Annotated in this window: 15 protein-coding genes; 11 read left to right on the top strand and 4 right to left on the bottom strand. The window is 58.9% G+C overall.

Annotation, left to right across the window (positions count from 1 at the left end):
* Positions 1-27 precede the first annotated feature (27 nt).
* Entirely contained in the window at positions 28-1,506 is a 1,479-nt protein-coding gene (locus AD668_RS04940) for a helicase HerA-like domain-containing protein (RefSeq protein WP_053156048.1), read from the bottom strand.
* Between the two features lie 189 nt (positions 1,507-1,695).
* On the opposite strand from AD668_RS04940, the gene AD668_RS04935 reads away from it, so the two are divergent.
* The 4 genes from AD668_RS04935 to AD668_RS04920 all read left to right on the top strand — a co-directional run bounded on the left by AD668_RS04935 (position 1,696) and on the right by AD668_RS04920 (position 6,624).
* Positions 1,696-3,585: a methyl-accepting chemotaxis protein gene (locus AD668_RS04935; protein ID WP_053155292.1), complete on the top strand. Its 1,890-nt coding sequence runs from the start codon at positions 1,696-1,698 to the stop codon at positions 3,583-3,585.
* 156 nt (positions 3,586-3,741) lie between these two features.
* The gene (locus AD668_RS04930) at positions 3,742-4,863 is read left to right on the top strand and encodes a glycosyltransferase family 1 protein (protein WP_053155291.1); all 1,122 of its coding nucleotides are present in this window, start codon (positions 3,742-3,744) and stop codon (positions 4,861-4,863) included.
* Positions 4,856-5,632, top strand: a complete 777-nt coding sequence (locus AD668_RS04925; protein WP_053155290.1) for a DUF2334 domain-containing protein — start codon at positions 4,856-4,858, stop codon at positions 5,630-5,632. Before AD668_RS04930 ends, AD668_RS04925 begins: the two co-directional genes overlap by 8 nt.
* Complete coding sequence (locus AD668_RS04920) at positions 5,629-6,624, top strand: lysylphosphatidylglycerol synthase transmembrane domain-containing protein (protein WP_053155289.1); 996 nt, start codon at positions 5,629-5,631, stop codon at positions 6,622-6,624. Before AD668_RS04925 ends, AD668_RS04920 begins: the two co-directional genes overlap by 4 nt.
* 22 nt (positions 6,625-6,646) lie before the next feature.
* Here AD668_RS04920 and AD668_RS29640 read toward each other — a convergent pair whose 3' ends face one another.
* Positions 6,647-6,817, bottom strand: coding sequence for a hypothetical protein (locus AD668_RS29640; RefSeq protein ID WP_172681784.1), 171 nt, complete (start codon positions 6,815-6,817; stop codon positions 6,647-6,649).
* An 86-nt stretch (positions 6,818-6,903) separates the two neighbouring features.
* Positions 6,904-7,752, bottom strand: a complete 849-nt coding sequence (purU, locus tag AD668_RS04915) for a formyltetrahydrofolate deformylase (RefSeq protein ID WP_053155287.1) — start codon at positions 7,750-7,752, stop codon at positions 6,904-6,906.
* 335 nt (positions 7,753-8,087) lie between these two features.
* Here purU and mvaT point away from each other — a divergent pair, with 335 nt between their 5' ends.
* Complete coding sequence (gene mvaT, locus AD668_RS04910) at positions 8,088-8,465, top strand: histone-like nucleoid-structuring protein MvaT (protein WP_053155285.1); 378 nt, start codon at positions 8,088-8,090, stop codon at positions 8,463-8,465.
* 98 nt (positions 8,466-8,563) lie between these two features.
* Here mvaT and sbcB read toward each other — a convergent pair whose 3' ends face one another.
* Positions 8,564-9,994: an exodeoxyribonuclease I gene (gene sbcB, locus AD668_RS04905; RefSeq protein ID WP_053155282.1), complete on the bottom strand. Its 1,431-nt coding sequence runs from the start codon at positions 9,992-9,994 to the stop codon at positions 8,564-8,566.
* Positions 9,995-10,177: 183 nt separating this feature from the next.
* On the opposite strand from sbcB, the gene AD668_RS04900 reads away from it, so the two are divergent.
* The 6 genes from AD668_RS04900 to AD668_RS04875 are packed head-to-tail and all read left to right on the top strand — an operon-like array spanning position 10,178 to position 16,891.
* The gene (locus tag AD668_RS04900) at positions 10,178-10,903 is read left to right on the top strand and encodes an RDD family protein (RefSeq protein WP_053155280.1); all 726 of its coding nucleotides are present in this window, start codon (positions 10,178-10,180) and stop codon (positions 10,901-10,903) included.
* Positions 10,900-11,877 (top strand): stage II sporulation protein M, encoded by a 978-nt coding sequence (locus tag AD668_RS04895; RefSeq protein ID WP_053155278.1) that lies wholly within the window; start codon positions 10,900-10,902, stop codon positions 11,875-11,877. Before AD668_RS04900 ends, AD668_RS04895 begins: the two co-directional genes overlap by 4 nt.
* Positions 11,864-13,408: a DUF4129 domain-containing protein gene (locus AD668_RS04890; RefSeq protein ID WP_053155276.1), complete on the top strand. Its 1,545-nt coding sequence runs from the start codon at positions 11,864-11,866 to the stop codon at positions 13,406-13,408. Before AD668_RS04895 ends, AD668_RS04890 begins: the two co-directional genes overlap by 14 nt.
* The gene (locus tag AD668_RS04885; RefSeq protein ID WP_053155275.1) at positions 13,405-14,568 is read left to right on the top strand and encodes a DUF4350 domain-containing protein; all 1,164 of its coding nucleotides are present in this window, start codon (positions 13,405-13,407) and stop codon (positions 14,566-14,568) included. The genes AD668_RS04890 and AD668_RS04885 overlap by 4 nt, the downstream gene beginning before the upstream one ends.
* Positions 14,565-15,566: a MoxR family ATPase gene (locus AD668_RS04880; RefSeq protein WP_053155272.1), complete on the top strand. Its 1,002-nt coding sequence runs from the start codon at positions 14,565-14,567 to the stop codon at positions 15,564-15,566. The genes AD668_RS04885 and AD668_RS04880 overlap by 4 nt, the downstream gene beginning before the upstream one ends.
* On the top strand, positions 15,563-16,891 hold the full coding sequence (locus AD668_RS04875; RefSeq protein WP_053155270.1) for a DUF58 domain-containing protein: 1,329 nt from the start codon (positions 15,563-15,565) through the stop codon (positions 16,889-16,891). The genes AD668_RS04880 and AD668_RS04875 overlap by 4 nt, the downstream gene beginning before the upstream one ends.
* The last annotated feature ends 23 nt before the right edge of the window (positions 16,892-16,914 follow it).

Raw genomic sequence — 16,914 nt, 5'->3', positions numbered from 1 at the left:
GTACCCCGAGGCTGCGATCTTTTGCTTTCAGCGGCGTTTTTTGCTGCCCAGCAACGACCCCATCAAACCACGCACCAACTGTCGGCCAATCTGGTTCGCTGCCTGTTGCATCGCCGATTTCAACGCCTTCCCTGCCGCGGTGCCGAGAAACTCTCCGGCCTGTTCGGTGAAACTCGGTTCCTGCTTGCCCTGCTCCGATTCGGGTTCAGGTGCCAAGCCCTTGCGTCCCATCAGCACTTCATAGGCTGATTCGCGATCGATCGGCTTGTCATACCGCCCCTTTAACGGTGAGCCTGCGATCAAAACCATGCGCTCGGTTTCGCTCAACGGCCCGATTCGCGATTGTGGCGGTGCCACCAACACCCGCTGGACCATCTGCGGCGTGCCTTTCTCTTGAAGCGTGCCGACCAGCGCCTCGCCAATGCCAAGCTCGGTCAGCACCGACAAGGTGTCGAACGCCGGATTTGGCCGAAATCCCTCGGCAACCGCCCGCAGGGACTTCTGCTCCTTGGCGGTGAAGGCGCGCAAACCGTGCTGAATACGCAAGCCCAACTGAGCCAGCACGTCGTCCGGCAAATCGCCCGGCGACTGAGTGACGAAGTACACGCCCACGCCTTTCGAACGAATCAGCCGTACAACCTGTTCCAGACGATCGCGCAATGCCTGTGGTGTGCCGTTGAACAACAAGTGTGCCTCGTCGAAAAACAGCGCCAGCAGCGGTTTGTCGGCATCACCGCGCTCCGGCAGTTGTTCGAACAGTTCGGCCAGCAGCCACAAAAGGAATGTCGCGTAGACCTTGGGCGCTTCGTGCACCAGGCGACTGGCATCAAGCAGGTGAATACGCCCGCGTCCGTCTGCGGTCGGTTGCAACAAGTCTTCCAGTTGCAGCGCCGGTTCACCGAACAGCGCTTCGGCGCCCTGCTGCTCCAGGGTGGCCAGTCGGCGTAAAAGCGCCTGACTTGAACCCGTGGTCATCAGGGCCGCGTCGTCCCCCAGCAGCACCGGGTTGTCCTTGAGATGGTTGAGCAATGCCTTCAAATCTTTCAGATCCAGCAGCAACAGACCTTCACGGTCCGCGACCTTGAACGCTGCATACAGCGCGGACTGCTGACTGTCGGTCAGTTCCAGCAGGCTGCCGATTAGCAGCGGCCCCATTTCACTCAAGGTGGTACGCAAAGGATGACCGGACTGACCATGAATGTCCCACAAGGTCACCGGATACGCCTGAGGCTGATGGTTCAGCCAAGGCATCCCGGCAATCCGTTCTGCGATCTTGCCCTGGGGGTTGCCCGCGGCACCCAGGCCGCACAGGTCTCCCTTGATGTCGGCCGCGAACACTGCCACTCCCGCATCGCTGAAGGCTTCGGCCAGGCGTTGCAAAGTCACGGTTTTACCAGTGCCGGTTGCACCCGCGATCAATCCGTGACGATTCGCCAGGCGAAAGTCCTGGGAAATCGGTTGCCCCGCCAGATCGGCGCCGATGACGAGTTGCGATGAGTCAGGCATTTGGTCACCCAATGGTTAATCTTTAGTCCTGCTCGGCCGATAGCTACTTCGACAAAGCAATCAGACACGATCTGATCAGAAATTTCCCTAAGGAGAGGCGGAAATATCAGTTGCTTTCAACATTGCCTACAGTGCGTCCCTTTATAAAAGCACGCGTTGGACATTAAGACCTTAGCGGAACCCCAAGCCATGAACAAAAATCTGCGTTTCAGCCATAAAATCCTGCTTGCCGCCGCGCTCATCGTTATTGCCGCTTTCGCCTCATTCACGTTGTACAACGACTATCTACAGCGCAACGCGATCCGCGAAGACCTGGACAGCTACCTCAACGAGATGGGCGACGTCACCGCCAGCAATATTCAGACCTGGCTGGCCGGCCGCATTTTGCTGATCGAAAACCTTTCGCAAAACATTGCGATCAATGCGGAACAATCCAACGTCGCCAACCTGCTTGAGCAGAAAGCCCTGACGTCGACCTTCATGGCATCCTACCTGGGTGACGCCACGGGGCACTTCACTATACGTCCTGATGCAAAGATGCCTGACGGCTTCGATCCGCGCGTTCGTCCCTGGTACAAAGGTGCCGAAAACAGCAGCACGCCGACCCTGACCGAACCGTACATCGATGCGGCGACCGGCCAGTTGATCATCTCCATGGCCGCTGCCTCGAAAAAAGCCGGACAGAGCGTGGGCGTTGTAGGTGGTGACCTGAGCCTGCAAACCCTGATCGAGACCCTCAGTGCCCGCGATTTCGATGGCATGGGTTTCGCGTTTCTGGTCAGCGCCGACGGCAAGATCCTGGTTCATCCGGACAAAACCCTGGTAATGAAATCCCTGAGCGAGGCGTTTGCGAAAGACACTCCTCGCATCGGCAGCGGTTTCAGCGAAGTCGATGTCGACGGCAAGACCCGCATTGTCTCGTTCACCCCGATCAAAGGCCTGCCTTCGGTCAACTGGTACATCGGTCTGTCGGTCGACAAGGAAAAAGCCTTCTCGATGCTCAGCGAATTCCGCACCTCGGCGGTGGTTGCAACCGTGATCGCCGTGGCGATCATCATCGCCCTGCTGGGCATGCTGATCCGCATTCTTATCCAGCCTCTGCACGTCATGACCCGCGCCATGGCCGATATCGCCGACGGCGAGGGCGACCTGACCAAGCGCCTGACCATTGAGAACAACGACGAATTCGGCAGCCTCGGCACCGCCTTCAACCGTTTCGTTGAGCGCATCCACGGTTCGATCCGTGAAGTGTCTTCCGCTACCGGTCAGGTCAACGAAGTGGCCTTGCGGGTGGTGGCGGCTTCCAATTCGTCGATGTACAACTCCGACCAGCAAGCCTCACGCACCAGCAGCGTTGCCGCGGCCATCAACCAACTCGGTGCCGCCGCCCAGGAAATCGCCCGCAATGCCGCGCAAGCATCGAACCAGGCCAGCGACGCCCGCAGCCTCGCCGAAGACGGCCAGCAAGTGGTGGATCGCAGCATTGCCGCGATGAATCAACTGTCGAGCATGCTCAGCGCGTCGAGCAGCAACATCGAATCGCTGAACAGCAAAACCGTGAACATCGGGCAAATTCTCGAAGTGATCACCAGCATTTCCCAGCAAACCAACCTGCTTGCACTCAACGCCGCGATTGAAGCGGCCCGTGCCGGCGAAGCCGGGCGTGGTTTTGCCGTGGTGGCTGACGAAGTCCGCAATCTGGCGCACCGCACCCAGGAGTCGGCGCAGCAAGTGCAGACCATGATCGAGGAACTGCAAATCGGCGCCCGAGAATCGGTCAGCACCATGAGCGACAGTCAGCGTCACAGCCAGGACAGCGTGGAAATCGCCAATCTGGCGGGCGAGCGCCTCAACAGCGTGACGCTGCGTATCGGTGAAATCGACGGCATGAACCAGTCGGTCGCTACCGCGACCGAGGAACAGACGGCCGTGGTGGAGTCGATCAATGTCGACATCACCGAGATCAATACGCTGAACCAGGAAGGCGTGGAGAACCTGCAATCGACGTTGCGCGCGTGCTCGGATCTTGAACAGCAGGCGGCGCGTTTGAAGCAGTTGGTTGGCAGTTTCCGCATCTAGCGCCGGATCGGCCACTTTGCCGGCAAGTCGGATCGCCGCATCGCAGCTCCTACAGGGTTAAGCACAAGACCTGTAGGAACTGGCCCCGCCATCACAACCCCAACCGAACAACTATCCTTCATAAAGGTCAACCAAGGGAGAACCAGGACCGGAGGGATGCTCATCGTGCATATCGCTGACATAACCATGTTCTACGCCCCTGCCAGCGGTGGCGTTCGCACTTATCTGGATGCCAAGCATCGTCGCCTGGGCATCAAGCCGGGCATTCGCCACAGCTTGCTGATTCCCGGCTCCTCCTTTAGCGAACACGACGGCATATTCAAGGTTCCGGCACCCGCCCTGCCCTTCGGCAAGGGATATCGATTCCCTCTCCGTCTCGCGCCCTGGCGCAACGTCCTGCAGGATTTACAGCCCGATCTGATTGAAGTGGGTGACCCCTACCTCACCGCCTGGGCTGCGCTGGATGCTCGACGCCAACTCGATGTGCCCGTCATTGGTTTCTATCATTCAGACCTGCCGCTGCTGGTCAGCAATCGCATGGGTAATTGGGTGACCAACAATGTCGAGGCCTATGTCAGCAAGCTATACGGCAACTTCGATCGGGTACTGGCGCCAAGTCGGGTCATGGCCGACAAACTGACCGGGCTGGGTGTCAGGAATGTTTTCGTGCAACCACTGGGCGTCGATCTGCAGACCTTCACTCCGGATGCCAGAGATCCAGAGTTGCGTGCCGATTTGGGTATCGATGAAGACACCCATCTGCTGATCTTTGCCGGACGTGGCTCCAAGGAAAAAAATCTGCCGGTACTGCTCGACTGCATGAAGCGCCTGGGACGGCGCTATCACCTGTTGCTGGTCGGCTCGTCGATGCCCGGAGCGGTGCCGTCCAACGTCAGCGTGATCGATCAGTTCTGCCCCGCCACGCAAGTCGCCCGCCTGATGGCCAGTGCCGATGCGTTGCTCCACGCCGGTGACCAGGAAACCTTCGGCCTGGTGATCCTCGAAGCGATGGCGTGCGGTATTCCGGTGGTGGCCGTCGCGGCCGGCGCCTTTGAGGAAATCGTCACCGAAGAAGGCGGCCTGCTGTGCGCGCCGAACAATCCCACGGCCATGGCCAATGCGGTGCGTGAATTGTTCGCCTCAGACAGCGCCGCGCTGGGAAGACAGGCGCGCAAACATGTCGAACGTTTTTACGCCTGGAATTCGGTGGTCGACAGCCTGCTGGGGCACTACCACGCCGTGCTCGGCACGCAATGGCCGCAGACGGCCAATGGCTGAGTCCATGAACAGTCCAGCTCTGTTATTGGTATTGCATGATGTCGCTCCGCAAACCTGGGCCGACTATCGACCCTTCGTCGAAGCCGTCGACGCGCTAGGTGGTGTACCAATGACCTGGCTGGTGGTGCCGAACTACCATAAGGACAACGATCTCGGCGCTCATCCCGACTTTCGCCGTTTTCTAAGTGACAGGGTCGCCCGTGGTGACGAATTGACGCTGCACGGTTACTTCCATTGCGATGACGGACCAATGGCAAGCAATGCCCGGGACTGGTTCATGCGCCGGATTTACACCCACGAAGGCGAGTTTTATCAATTATCTCGCGAAGCCGCTCTCGCCCGCCTGCGTTCGGGGATCGACCTGTTTCGCCGCCATGACTGGCCGCTGCAGGGATTCGTCGCTCCGGCCTGGCTGATGAGCGAAGGCACCCGACAGGCCTTGCGAGAGTTACCTTTGAGCTACACGAGCGACCCGCAGTTTCTGTACCGCTTGCCGGAATTTACTGCAATCGATGCGCCCGGTCTGGTGTGGAGCGCCCGCAGTGCCTGGCGTCGCGGCGTTTCCAAACTCGTCAATGACCAGCGCGAACAACGCTGGCGACACGCTCCAGTGATTCGTCTTGGTTTGCACCCGGTCGACATGCGCCATGACTTCTCGCGGCGTTACTGGCTGAACACCCTTGAACGCCTGCTCGATCAAGGACGCGTACCGATGACCAAGACCCGTTGGCTGGCCCAGCAAAGCGACAGAATCGGTCGTGTCGCATGAGTCGCATTATTCTTTTACTGATTGGCCTACTCGCTGCGGTGCTGATTCCAACGTTGCTGGGCGGCAGTGAGACCTGGTCGCGGCTGAGCGGTTTTCCACGAACCTGGCTGCTGATCATGTTCGGTATGATCGTGCTGTGCTGGCTGGTGAACTCCCTGCGTTTAAGTCTGCTATTGGGAGATCAACGCCACAAGGTGAACGGACTCAAAAGCCTCGGCGTGGTAATGGCAGCCGAGTTTGCCTACTGCGCCACACCCGGCGGTAGTGGCGGCCCCTTGACCATCATGGCGCTGCTTGCCCGCAACGGCGTACGCCCGGCCCGGGGTAGCGCGGTATTTGCCATGGACCAACTGAGCGATCTGCTGTTTTTTCTCTGCGCCCTGAGCGGAATTCTGATCTATTCACTGTTCCAACACCTCAGCCAGCGTATGGAGTGGTTGCTGACCGTCAGCGCCATTTCGATGTTTGGCGGGTTGCTCAGTTGCGTGATGCTGGCCCGTTATCACCGGTTAGTGATTCGAATGAGCGGTCGATTGCTCGCCCGTCTGAATGTCCAGACCGCCACCCGAATGCGCTGGGCGAGAAAACTCCTGCATTTTCTGGCGGCTTTTACTGACACGCTGAAGTTACCCTTTCAGACACTGATCACGGTGTTTGCGCTGACCTGTGTGCATTGGGCGTTGCGCTATAGCGTGCTGTACCTGGCGTTGCGTGGGCTTGGCGCAGATCTGCAATGGGCCTGGAGCTTTCTTGTGCAGATGCTTGCACTCAGCGCCGGGCAATTCAGCCTGCTGCCAGGCGGTGCCGGAGCGGCGGAGTTGACGTCAGCGGCGTTGCTGGCGCCCATGGTAGGTAAGTCCACAGCAGCAGCGGCGATTCTGATTTGGCGTGCGGTGACGTTTTACTTCTACTTGCTGGCCGGTGGGCCGGTGTTTTTGCTGATGCTCGGGCGGCCGTTGTTGAAGAAGCTGACGAAGGTTAAGCGAGCATAAAGATTGCAGCTTTGGGCAACTCCTACTGAGATTTTTCGTCGGTTTGACGTTTCAACTCTTCCCACAATTTCGCGGCGTCAGGAAATTCCGTTCCGGTTTCAGGCTCCATGTCGTCCGGGTCGTAGCGGCTCAAACAACCCTCACCCAGCGTGGCGGGAGCCTTGGATGTTGCTTTGTCCAGTGGATCGGCCATGGTCATGTCCTCAGGGCAGAAACGGCGAAGGGCCTGAAGCGATTGAACGCCCAGGCCCTTCGAATTTCAACCATCGGGTGGTGCTATCAGAACACCACAGTCTTGTTGCCATGCACCAGCACCCGGTCTTCCAGGTGATAACGCAGGCCGCGGGCCAGTACCATTTTCTCGACGTCACGACCGAACCGCACCATGTCTTCGATGCTGTCGCTGTGGCTGACGCGCACGACGTCCTGCTCGATGATCGGGCCGGCGTCCAGCTCTTCGGTCACATAGTGGCAGGTCGCGCCGATCAACTTCACGCCACGCAGGGACGCCTGGTGATAAGGCTTGGCACCGACGAACGATGGCAGGAAGCTGTGGTGAATGTTGATGACCTTCTGCGCATACTCGCGACACAACTGCGGTGGCAGAATCTGCATGTAACGGGCAAGTACCACTACTTCGGCGTCGTGCTGTTTGACCAGGCGCGACACTTCGGCGAATGCCGGTTGTTTATCCTGCGGATTGACCGGGACGTGGTAGTACGGAATGCCGTGCCACTCCACCATGCTGCGCAAGTCATCATGGTTGGAAATCACGCAGGAAATCTCGCAGTCCAGCTCATCGCTGTGCCAGCGGTGCAACAAGTCCGCCAGGCAGTGCGACTCGCGGCTGGCCATCAGAACCACGCGTTTCTTCTGTTCGGTGTCGGTGATGCGCCAGTCCATCGAGAACTCTTCGGCGATCGGGGCAAAGGCTTCGCGCAACGCTTCGATACCGAACGGCAGCGAATCGGCGCGAATTTCGTGACGCATGAAGAACCAGCCACTGAGATTGTCCGAGTGATGGCTCGCTTCAGTGATCCAGCCGTTGTGTGATGCCAGAAAGTTACTGACTTTGGCAACGATGCCGACACGGTCCGGGCAAGAAATCACCAGGCGAAAGGTGCGCATGAGGGGGAAACTCCAGAACTTCGCAAAGGCGGCCATTCTAGCGATTGTGCAAAAAAACTGCAGTATTGATGACACCCTGCGCTGCCAGAAGGCAGGCCCCGCACGATGAGCATCGCCGTGCTCAACCCTGCGGCTGCTCTTGCGAAGCTGCTCATTTGTTAATTTATGTTTTTTTCCTGAGGTCGAAATCACACTTTTAATTGCATTACCAATGTGTCCAGAATCCATGCAACTAAAGTAAATAAACTTGGTTTAAATGTTTACTTGATGAAACACCCTGACTATTATTGCCGCACTGTCACCTGCCATCCAGCGCAAAACATAAGGTAGTCACCATGTCCTTGATCAACGAATATCGCGCCACCGAAGAAGCTATCAAAGAGCTGCAAGCCCGTTTGAAGAACCTGTCCCAAGACGACAAGCTGCAAACCGAGCTGGAATTCGAAGGCAAACTGCGCACCCTGATGGGCGAATACTCCAAGTCCCTGCGCGACATCATCGCGCTGTTGGATCCAGACTCCAAAACCAAAGCACCACGCGGCGCTGCCGTCAAAACGACTGGCACCAAGCGTGCTCGCAAAGTTAAACAATACAAAAACCCGCACAACGGCGAAGTCATCGAAACCAAAGGTGGCAACCATAAAACTCTGAAAGAGTGGAAAGCCAAGTGGGGCGGTGACGTGGTTGAAGGCTGGGCTACCCTGCTGGGCTAAGCCGCAGAGCTTGTCGCAGACGGATCCGTGACAAAAAAGAACGCCAGCAGATGCTGGCGTTTTTTATGCGCGATATTCAACCCGAGGCATGTTCGATTTCAAAGATCCAAACGTTTGCGTAATTTCTGGACATAGTCCTGCCACTCACTCAATACCATTTGCTGAAACGGCGTAGCAGTTACACTCAACTGGGCTGCAGCCTCTACGAAACTTTCCAAGGTATTGGGTGCACCCCATTCAGGGTCTGTCAGACGCTTCTGACAGAACATTCGCCATCGCTCTTGTTCTTCGATACTCAACGTGTCGGAAAAGTTACGAGCGCGATATCGAAACAATAATTCCGGCAAACGCTCATCATCGAAAGGCCACGACTCTTGCGCTAATTGAACAGGGTCGACGTTTCTGACTTGTTCGCACAGGCGACGATCCCGATCCCCGATAAATCCATCGTACAACTGTTGTTCGGGGTCTTGGCTCTGGGTGAAATCCTCCTTGGCATAAATTGTCAGCACTTTATCCAGCCAAACTTTCTGCGCCTCACTTAGCCGCAGCGCACGTTGCTGATAAAGCGGCATGTCCAGGCCCAGACGTTGCTGATCTTCAGCACGAAGTACCGCCAAAGGTGCCACCACCGGGCATTTGTTGATGTGGATAAGTTTCAGCGGTACCGGCAATTGGCCCGCAAGCAGGTCATCACGGCGTGTGTACAGGTGCTGACGCAACGCCTCGGCATCCAGGTCGAGCAGCCCTTGTGGATCAAGGTGCAGGTCACAGACAATCAGGGCATTCCTGTTGCGTGGATGCCAGGCCAAAGGCAAAACGACACCCACGTAATTGCGCGCCGCCGAAAACCGCCCGGAAACATGCACCATCGGTTGCAGCAGGCGAATCTGATCCATAACCTTTTGTTTGCTGCGCAATTGAAACAGCCAGTCATACAACTTTGGCTGTTTTTCCCGAATCAGGCGTGCCAAGGCAATCGTCGCGCGAACATCCGACAGCGCTTCGTGGGCGTGACCATGATCAAGACCGTTGGCAGCGGTCAGACGCTCGAGCTTAAGCGTAATCCGCCCCTCGTCATCCGTCGGCCAGACGATGCCGTCCGGACGCAAGGCGTAAGCGGCACGAACCACATCGATCAAGTCCCAGCGGCTGTTTGCGCCCTGCCACTCACGGGCGTAAGGATCGAAAAAGTTTCGATAAAGACTGTAGCGGGTCATCTCGTCATCGAAACGCAAGGTGTTGTACCCCGCGCCACAGGTGCCCGGCGCCGCGAGCTGGGCATGCACACGCGTCATGAAATCGGCTTCGCTCAAACCCTGTTCGGCCAGTAAAGTCGGAGTGATCCCGGTGATCGCACAAGCGGCCGGGTGCGGCAGGATGTCCTCGCTTGGCTGGCAAAAGAGGTTGACCGGTTCGTCTATTTCATTGAGGTCGAAGTCGGTGCGCAGCCCGGCCATCTGTAAAGGGCGGTCGCAGCGGGGATTGATGCCAGTGGTTTCGTAGTCGTACCAGAAAATGGAGGTCACGGGCGATTCCTGAACTGAAGATCGGCAAAGTTTAGGCGTTCACGTCCCGCCTGGGCCAGTAGTCTTGCCATTCAAGCAGCTTGCGCAAAATGATGTGCATTACATTGTTATGTCGTATTACCCAAGGAGGCTGCTAGCATCGGGACACCGACTCCCGATCCAGGCCACATCATCAGGTTGCCCATGCTCGAGACCACAGCACCGCCACGGAATGCAACGCTGTCACCACCACTGGATACGCGGCATCAGGTCGAAACGCCCGAAGGCATCGACTTGCCACTGCGACCAGCCGGATTGATGGTGCGTGCCCTGGCGTTCTCCATAGACCTTGGCGTGCGCGGTGTGATTCTGGGCCTGCTGTTTATTGTCCTGGCGATGCTCGGCAAACTGGGCGCAGGGCTGGGCTCGATCCTGCTGTTCGTGATCAGTTGGTGGTACATGGTGTTGTTCGAAGTGCTTAACCAGGGCCGCTCACCGGGCAAGCAATGGATGGGATTGCGCGTGGTGCAGGACGATGGCACGCCCATCGGCTGGTCCGCTTCGCTGCTGCGCAACTTGCTGCGTTTTGTCGATCTGCTGCCGTTCGGGTACTTCTTTGGCGCCATCAGCTGCCTGCAACACCCAAACTTCAAGCGCCTTGGCGACATTGCCGCCGGCACACTGGTGATTTACCGCGATCAACCGCTCATTCGTCCCGAGCTGCCCGAGGCCCAGCCTTGCCGACCGCCATTGGCACTGACCCTCATCGAACAGCGGGCCATTCTTGGCTTTGCCGAACGCCAGGGTGAACTCTCTCAAGCGCGCACCCATGAACTGGCGTCCATCCTCGCGCAACCCTTTCAGGTTCCTGCTCCGCGAGCGGTGGAAGCGCTCAATGGCATCGCTCGCGGCTTGTTGGGACCGGCATGAAGCAAAGTCTCTTCGAGCATCGGCACCAGGCCGAATGGGCGCAGTTTTCCCTCCAGCTGGCGAGCTTGGAGCGGGACCGCAAAGCCCAAGACCTCGACAGTTTCCCGAGCAACTACCGACGCCTTTGCCATCACCTGGCAATTGCCCGGGAACGTGGCTACAGCAGCTTTCTGGTGGACTCATTACAGCAACAAGTACTGCGCGGACATCAACAACTCTATCGTCACCGCAGCCGACTGGGCGCCAATGTGCTGGCATTCATCCTCGCGGACTTCCCGCAACTGGTGCGTGAACAATGGCGCTTCGTACTTGCCGCCAGCCTGATGTTTTTTGGCAGCCTGGGCGGGTTCGCGCTGCTGGTGTATGTGTTCCCGGACCTGATCTACAACCTGATCCCTGCCCCCCAGGTCAGCGAAATGCAAAGTATGTACGACCCCGTCGCCGGTCATCTCGGGCGCACAGCGGAGCGTGCCGCCAGTGAAGACTGGGTGATGTTCGGCTACTACATCATGCACAACATCGGCATTGCCTTTCAGACCTTCGCCAGCGGTTTGCTGCTGGGGATGGGCAGTGTGTTTTTCCTGATTTTCAACGGTTTGATGATCGGCGCAGTCGCCGGACACCTGACGAATATCGGCTACGGACAAACCTTTTGGCCATTCGTGATCGGTCACGGTGCCTTTGAACTCACCGCCATCGCCCTGGCCGGTGCTGCCGGTTTGCAACTGGGTTGGGCTCTGATCGCACCGGGGCGCCTGACGCGCACTGAAGCCTTGCGGCTGGCGGCGCACAAAAGCGTCCTGATGATTTGCGGGGTCATGTTATTTTTGCTGATTGCTGCGTTCATCGAGGCCTATTGGTCATCAATGACCGGCCCCACGGCCGTGATCAAGTACCTGGTCGGTGCGGGGCTATGGGTGCTGGTGCTGATTTATCTGCTGTTTGCCGGACGCCAACGTCATGCGCCTGAGTGACGCCACCGTGGCCATCCGCCCTCGCACAACCTGGGAAGCCATGGACCTGGGGGTACTCCTGAGCCAGCGCCATCGGCGCCTGTTGATGACCAGCTGGGCGATCATCACCATTCCGGTTTTCGCGCTGCTGACCTGGGGGCTTTGGGATTCGCCATCCCTTGCCGTGTTCATCTTCTGGTGGCTGAAACCGGCGTTCGACCGCCTGCCGCTGTACATCCTGTCCAAAGCCCTGTTCGGCGAAACACCCACGCTCAAACAGGCACTTTACCAATGGCCGCGATTACTCAGACCGCAATTGCTCGCCAGCCTGACCTGGCGCCGTTTGAGTCCGACTCGCAGTTTCGTGATGCCGGTGATGCAACTGGAAGGTCTGGACGGGCATCCGCGCCAGCAACGTTTGCGCGTGCTGCTGCAGCGAGACGCCAGCGCCGCGCGCTGGCTGACAATCATCGGCGTCCATCTGGAAGGCGCCTTGTGGATCGGTCTGATGGCGTTGTTTTATTTCCTGCTGCCCGAGCAAGTCGCGATTGACTGGAGCTGGCAGACGCTGATCAGCGCGATGACCCAGGACTGGCGCTGGCTGGAGCACCTGACCAACGCTTTCTATGTCGTGGTGCTTGTCGTCTGGGAACCGGTTTATGTTGCCTGTGGATTCAGCCTGTATCTGAACCGGCGCACCGTATTGGAAGCCTGGGACATCGAACTGGTGTTCCGTCGCCTCCGTCAGCGCGTAGTCGCTGTAAGCAGCGCGCTGTTACTGGCGGTGTTCCTGCTACTGCCGACAGCGCATACAGTGTGGGCCGCCGAACCGGACGTATCCCCCGACAGCCCGCGTTTGCTCGATCAACCCCTGACCAGCCAAGCCTCCCGTGACAGCATCAAGGCCCTGCTCGATCAACCGCCCTTCAAGAACAGGGAAGCGGTAACACGCTACCGATTCGGCGAGGACAAACCGGACGCCGAATCCCCAAACGACGATAAAACGCCGCAATGGCTGAAGGCGTTGTTCAAGCTGTTTGACGGCCAGCGATTCGCTGCGGCGGCGACAGTCATTGAAGTTGTCTTGTGGGGGGCGTTCATCAGTGGCCTCGCGGTGTTGATCTGGCGCTATCGCGACGTGTTGCAGACGTTGGTCAACCGGCGTCCGACGCGAAAGCGAAAGGCCGAACTCCCCTTGCCACAGCAGGCGTTCGGACTGGATCTAAAGCCAGAATCCTTGCCCGACGACATCGCCACCAGTGCCGAACACCTGTGGCAAACCAACCCACGCGAGGCCCTCGGGTTGCTCTACCGCGCCCTGCTCAGCCGCTTGCTGCACGACTTCAACATATCGTTTAAAAGCGCCGACACCGAAGGCCAGGTGCTCAAGCGCATCGAGCAACTGCAACAACCGGCCCTGCTGGCTTTCAGCAGAGCCCTGACCGGGCACTGGCAAAACATGGCCTATGGTCATCGCTTGCCCCCGCTCCAGACGCAGCAGGAACTGTGTGAAACCTGGCGCGATCTGTTCGGTCCGGGAGCAACCCATTGAGTCGGCGTGGATGGATAGTGATCGGCGTGCTCGGTATTGTTCTGCTCGCAATATCGAGTGTTTATCTGTACCTCAAGGCCACACCCTTTCAGGAAGAAATCGATCACGGTCCCTCTCCCGAGGCCCAGGCCAATCCCTATCTGGCAGCGGAACACTTCCTGCGCAAGCAAGGCCTGACCGTCACCCACGCCAATGGACTCGACGCCCTGCCGGCCCTCGACCCGCGCCAGCACAGCCTGCTGTTGCTCGGGGACCGCTACAACATGACCCCACGACAGATTGATCAAGTGATGAACTGGACCCGGGGCGGTGGGCGGCTGTTGTTCGTCGCCCAATCGCTGTGGGATGAAAAACTGGGCCAGAGCAATGACCTGCTGCTTGATCGAGTGCAGATTCACCAGTCGCTGAGCAAAGACCTCAAGGGCCCGCCGCCCAATGTCGGCGAAGATCCCTACCCCAACCTGACCAGACTTTACCTGGAAGACGAAGATGCACCGGCCTTCGCCGGTTTCGACACCGCCTTCCATCTCGAAGACCCGAACAACCTCGCCCAGGCCTGGGCCAACAGCAGCAAAGCCACGCACATGATGCAGCTCGGGCTCGGGCTCGGCTCAGTCATTGTGGTCACCGATGCGGACCTGTGGAAAACCCCGACCATCGACCTGTACGACAACGCCTGGCTGCTTTGGTACCTGACCGCCGACACCGATGTGACATTGGTCTTCAATACCGATCACGACAGTCTGCCGACCTTGCTGCTGCGCTACTTCCCCCAGGCGCTGGTGGCCTTGTTCGCGCTGATCTGCCTGGGCTTCTGGCACCTGGGCGTAAGACAGGGCCCTCTGCTGGAGCCCGCGCCGAAGGCACGTCGGCAACTTCAGGAACACCTGCGCGCCAGTGCCGACTTCATCTGGCGCCGCAGCGGTCAGGCCCACCTGCTGCAGGCTTTGCAGCAAGACATCCTGCGCCGTGCACGACGTCGCTACCCGGGTTTTGAACAGCTTGACGTTGCCGAACAATGGCAGGTGATTGAACGCCTTACCGGCCAACCCACACACGCTATCAGCCAGGCCATGACCCCACGCCCGAAACGACGAGTGTCCAGCGTTGATTTCAGCCGTCAGGTCGCCCACCTGCAAATCTTGAGGAACGCCCTATGAGTGAAGCGATCGAGCCGGATGTACCAAGCCATGAAGCTCAGCAACGCCAGCGCGCCAGCCAGTTGGCCCGGGCTTTGCGCCAGGAACTGCAAAAAGCCTTGATCGGCCAGGACACGGTGATCGACGACGTCCTGACCGCGCTGATCGCCGGCGGTCATGTGTTGCTTGAAGGTGTACCGGGGCTGGGCAAAACCCTGTTGGTACGCGCCCTCGCTCGCTGCTTCGGCGGTGAGTTCGCGCGCATCCAGTTCACCCCGGACCTGATGCCCAGCGACGTCACCGGTCATGCGGTGTACGACTTGCAGACCGAGCAATTCAAGCTGCGCAAAGGCCCGCTGTTCACCAACCTGCTGCTGGCCGACGAGATCAACCGCGCCCCGGCGAAAACCCAGGCCGCGCTGCTCGAAGCCATGCAGGAACGCCAGGTCACCCTCGAAGGTCGCGCCCTGCCTATCGCGCAACCGTTCATGGTGCTCGCCACGCAAAATCCGATCGAACAGGAAGGTACTTATCCACTGCCCGAAGCGGAGCTGGATCGCTTTATGCTCAAGGTACGCATGGACTACCCGGACGCCGACCAGGAGCTTTCCATGGTGCGTCAGGTCAGCCGCTCGACTCGCGCCGACATGCTTGACGTGCAGCCCCTACGCACACTGCTGCAAGCCAAGGATGTGCTGGCCCTGCAACGTATCGCCAGCGATTTGCCACTGGACGATCAGGTGCTCGATTACGCCGTGCGCCTGGCGCGGTCCACCCGCAATTGGCCTGGCCTGATCCTCGGCGCCGGCCCGCGAGCGTCCATCGCGCTCGTGCGTTGTGCCCGGGCTCGAGCGTTGCTGCGAGGTGGCGAGTTCGTCATCCCTGATGACATCAAGGGCTGCGCACTGGCCGTGTTGCGCCATCGCGTGCGCGTTGCGCCGGAGCTGGATATCGAAGGTCTGGACGTCGATCAGGTACTCCAGCAATTGCTCGATCAAGTGCCGGCGCCGCGCCAGTGAAGCCGTCGCGCCTGATGCTGATCTGGCTGGTGATCCTGCTGGCATGCGGCATTGCGCTGGGTACATTGCGGGCATTGGAAATCGCCATGCCATCGAATCTCACGGCGATCAACTGGGGATTGTTGTTGGCGTTGTCGGCCCTGGCCATTCTCGATGCCGTGCGCTTGAAGCGCCTGCCCTCGCCCCGGCTGAAGCGCCAACTGCCCGCCACCCTGGCGCTTGGACGGTGGAGCGATGTGCAACTGACCATCGCGCATGACTTTGCACAGCCACTGAACATACAAATCTTTGATCATGTGCCGCCGGGCCTGAGCTTCGAAAACCTGCCCCTCATTGCCCAACTGCAACCCGACCATCACAGCAGCGTCGGTTATCGGCTACGCCCACTCAAACGCGGTCACTTCGGGTTCGAACAGTGCGAAATCAACTTGCCGAGCCCGCTGGGCTTATGGTCCGACAAACGCTTGCTCAATGTACCCGACCATACCCGCGTCTACCCCGACTTCACCCGCCTCTATGGCGGTCAACTGCTGGCTGTGGATAACTGGCTCAGCCAGCTCGGCGTGCGCCAAAAACAACGTCGCGGCCTGGGTCTGGAGTTTCATCAGCTCAGGGAGTTTCGTGAAGGCGACAGCCTGCGTCAGATCGACTGGAAAGCCACCGCCCGCCAACGCACGCCGATTGCCCGGGAGTATCAGGACGAGCGCGATCAACAGATTGTCTTCATGCTCGATTGCGGCCGGCACATGCGCAGTCAGGATGATGAACTGACGCATTTCGACCACGCGCTCAATGCCTGCCTTTTGCTCAGCTATGTGGCGTTGCGCCAGGGTGATGCGGTGGGTCTGAACACCTTTGCCAGCGAAAAGCCGCGCTATCTTGCCCCGGTCAAAGGCGTTGCCCAGATCAACGTCCTACTCAACAGTGTCTATGACCTCGACAGCACTCAGCGCCCCGCCGACTACCAGGCTGCCGCCAATCAATTGTTGGCCCGGCAAAAACGCCGGGCACTGGTGATGCTGGTCACCAATCTGCGGGACGAAGACGACGAAGAATTGCTGATCGCGGTCAAACGCCTGAGCAAACAGCATCAGGTCGTCGTGGCCAGTTTGCGCGAGGATCTGCTCGATAGTCTGCGACAGCGACCCGTGCAAACCTTGCAAGAGGCACTGGATTACTGCGGTACCGTGGACTACCTGAACGCGCGGGCCGAACGCCATGAGCGGTTGAGCGCTCATGGCGCATGGGTACTGGAAGCGCGTCCTGACGGGTTGGGCGCTAAACTGGTGACACAGTACCTGGCCTGGAAGAAAGCCGGGGGATGACGATCAGCGCAATCGTGGTTGAC

This window comes from Pseudomonas sp. P1.8 (assembly GCF_001269805.1).
Classification (GTDB): domain Bacteria; phylum Pseudomonadota; class Gammaproteobacteria; order Pseudomonadales; family Pseudomonadaceae; genus Aquipseudomonas.
Note: the sequence above shows the minus strand (reverse complement) of the source record. Positions and strands in the feature narration are given on the sequence as shown.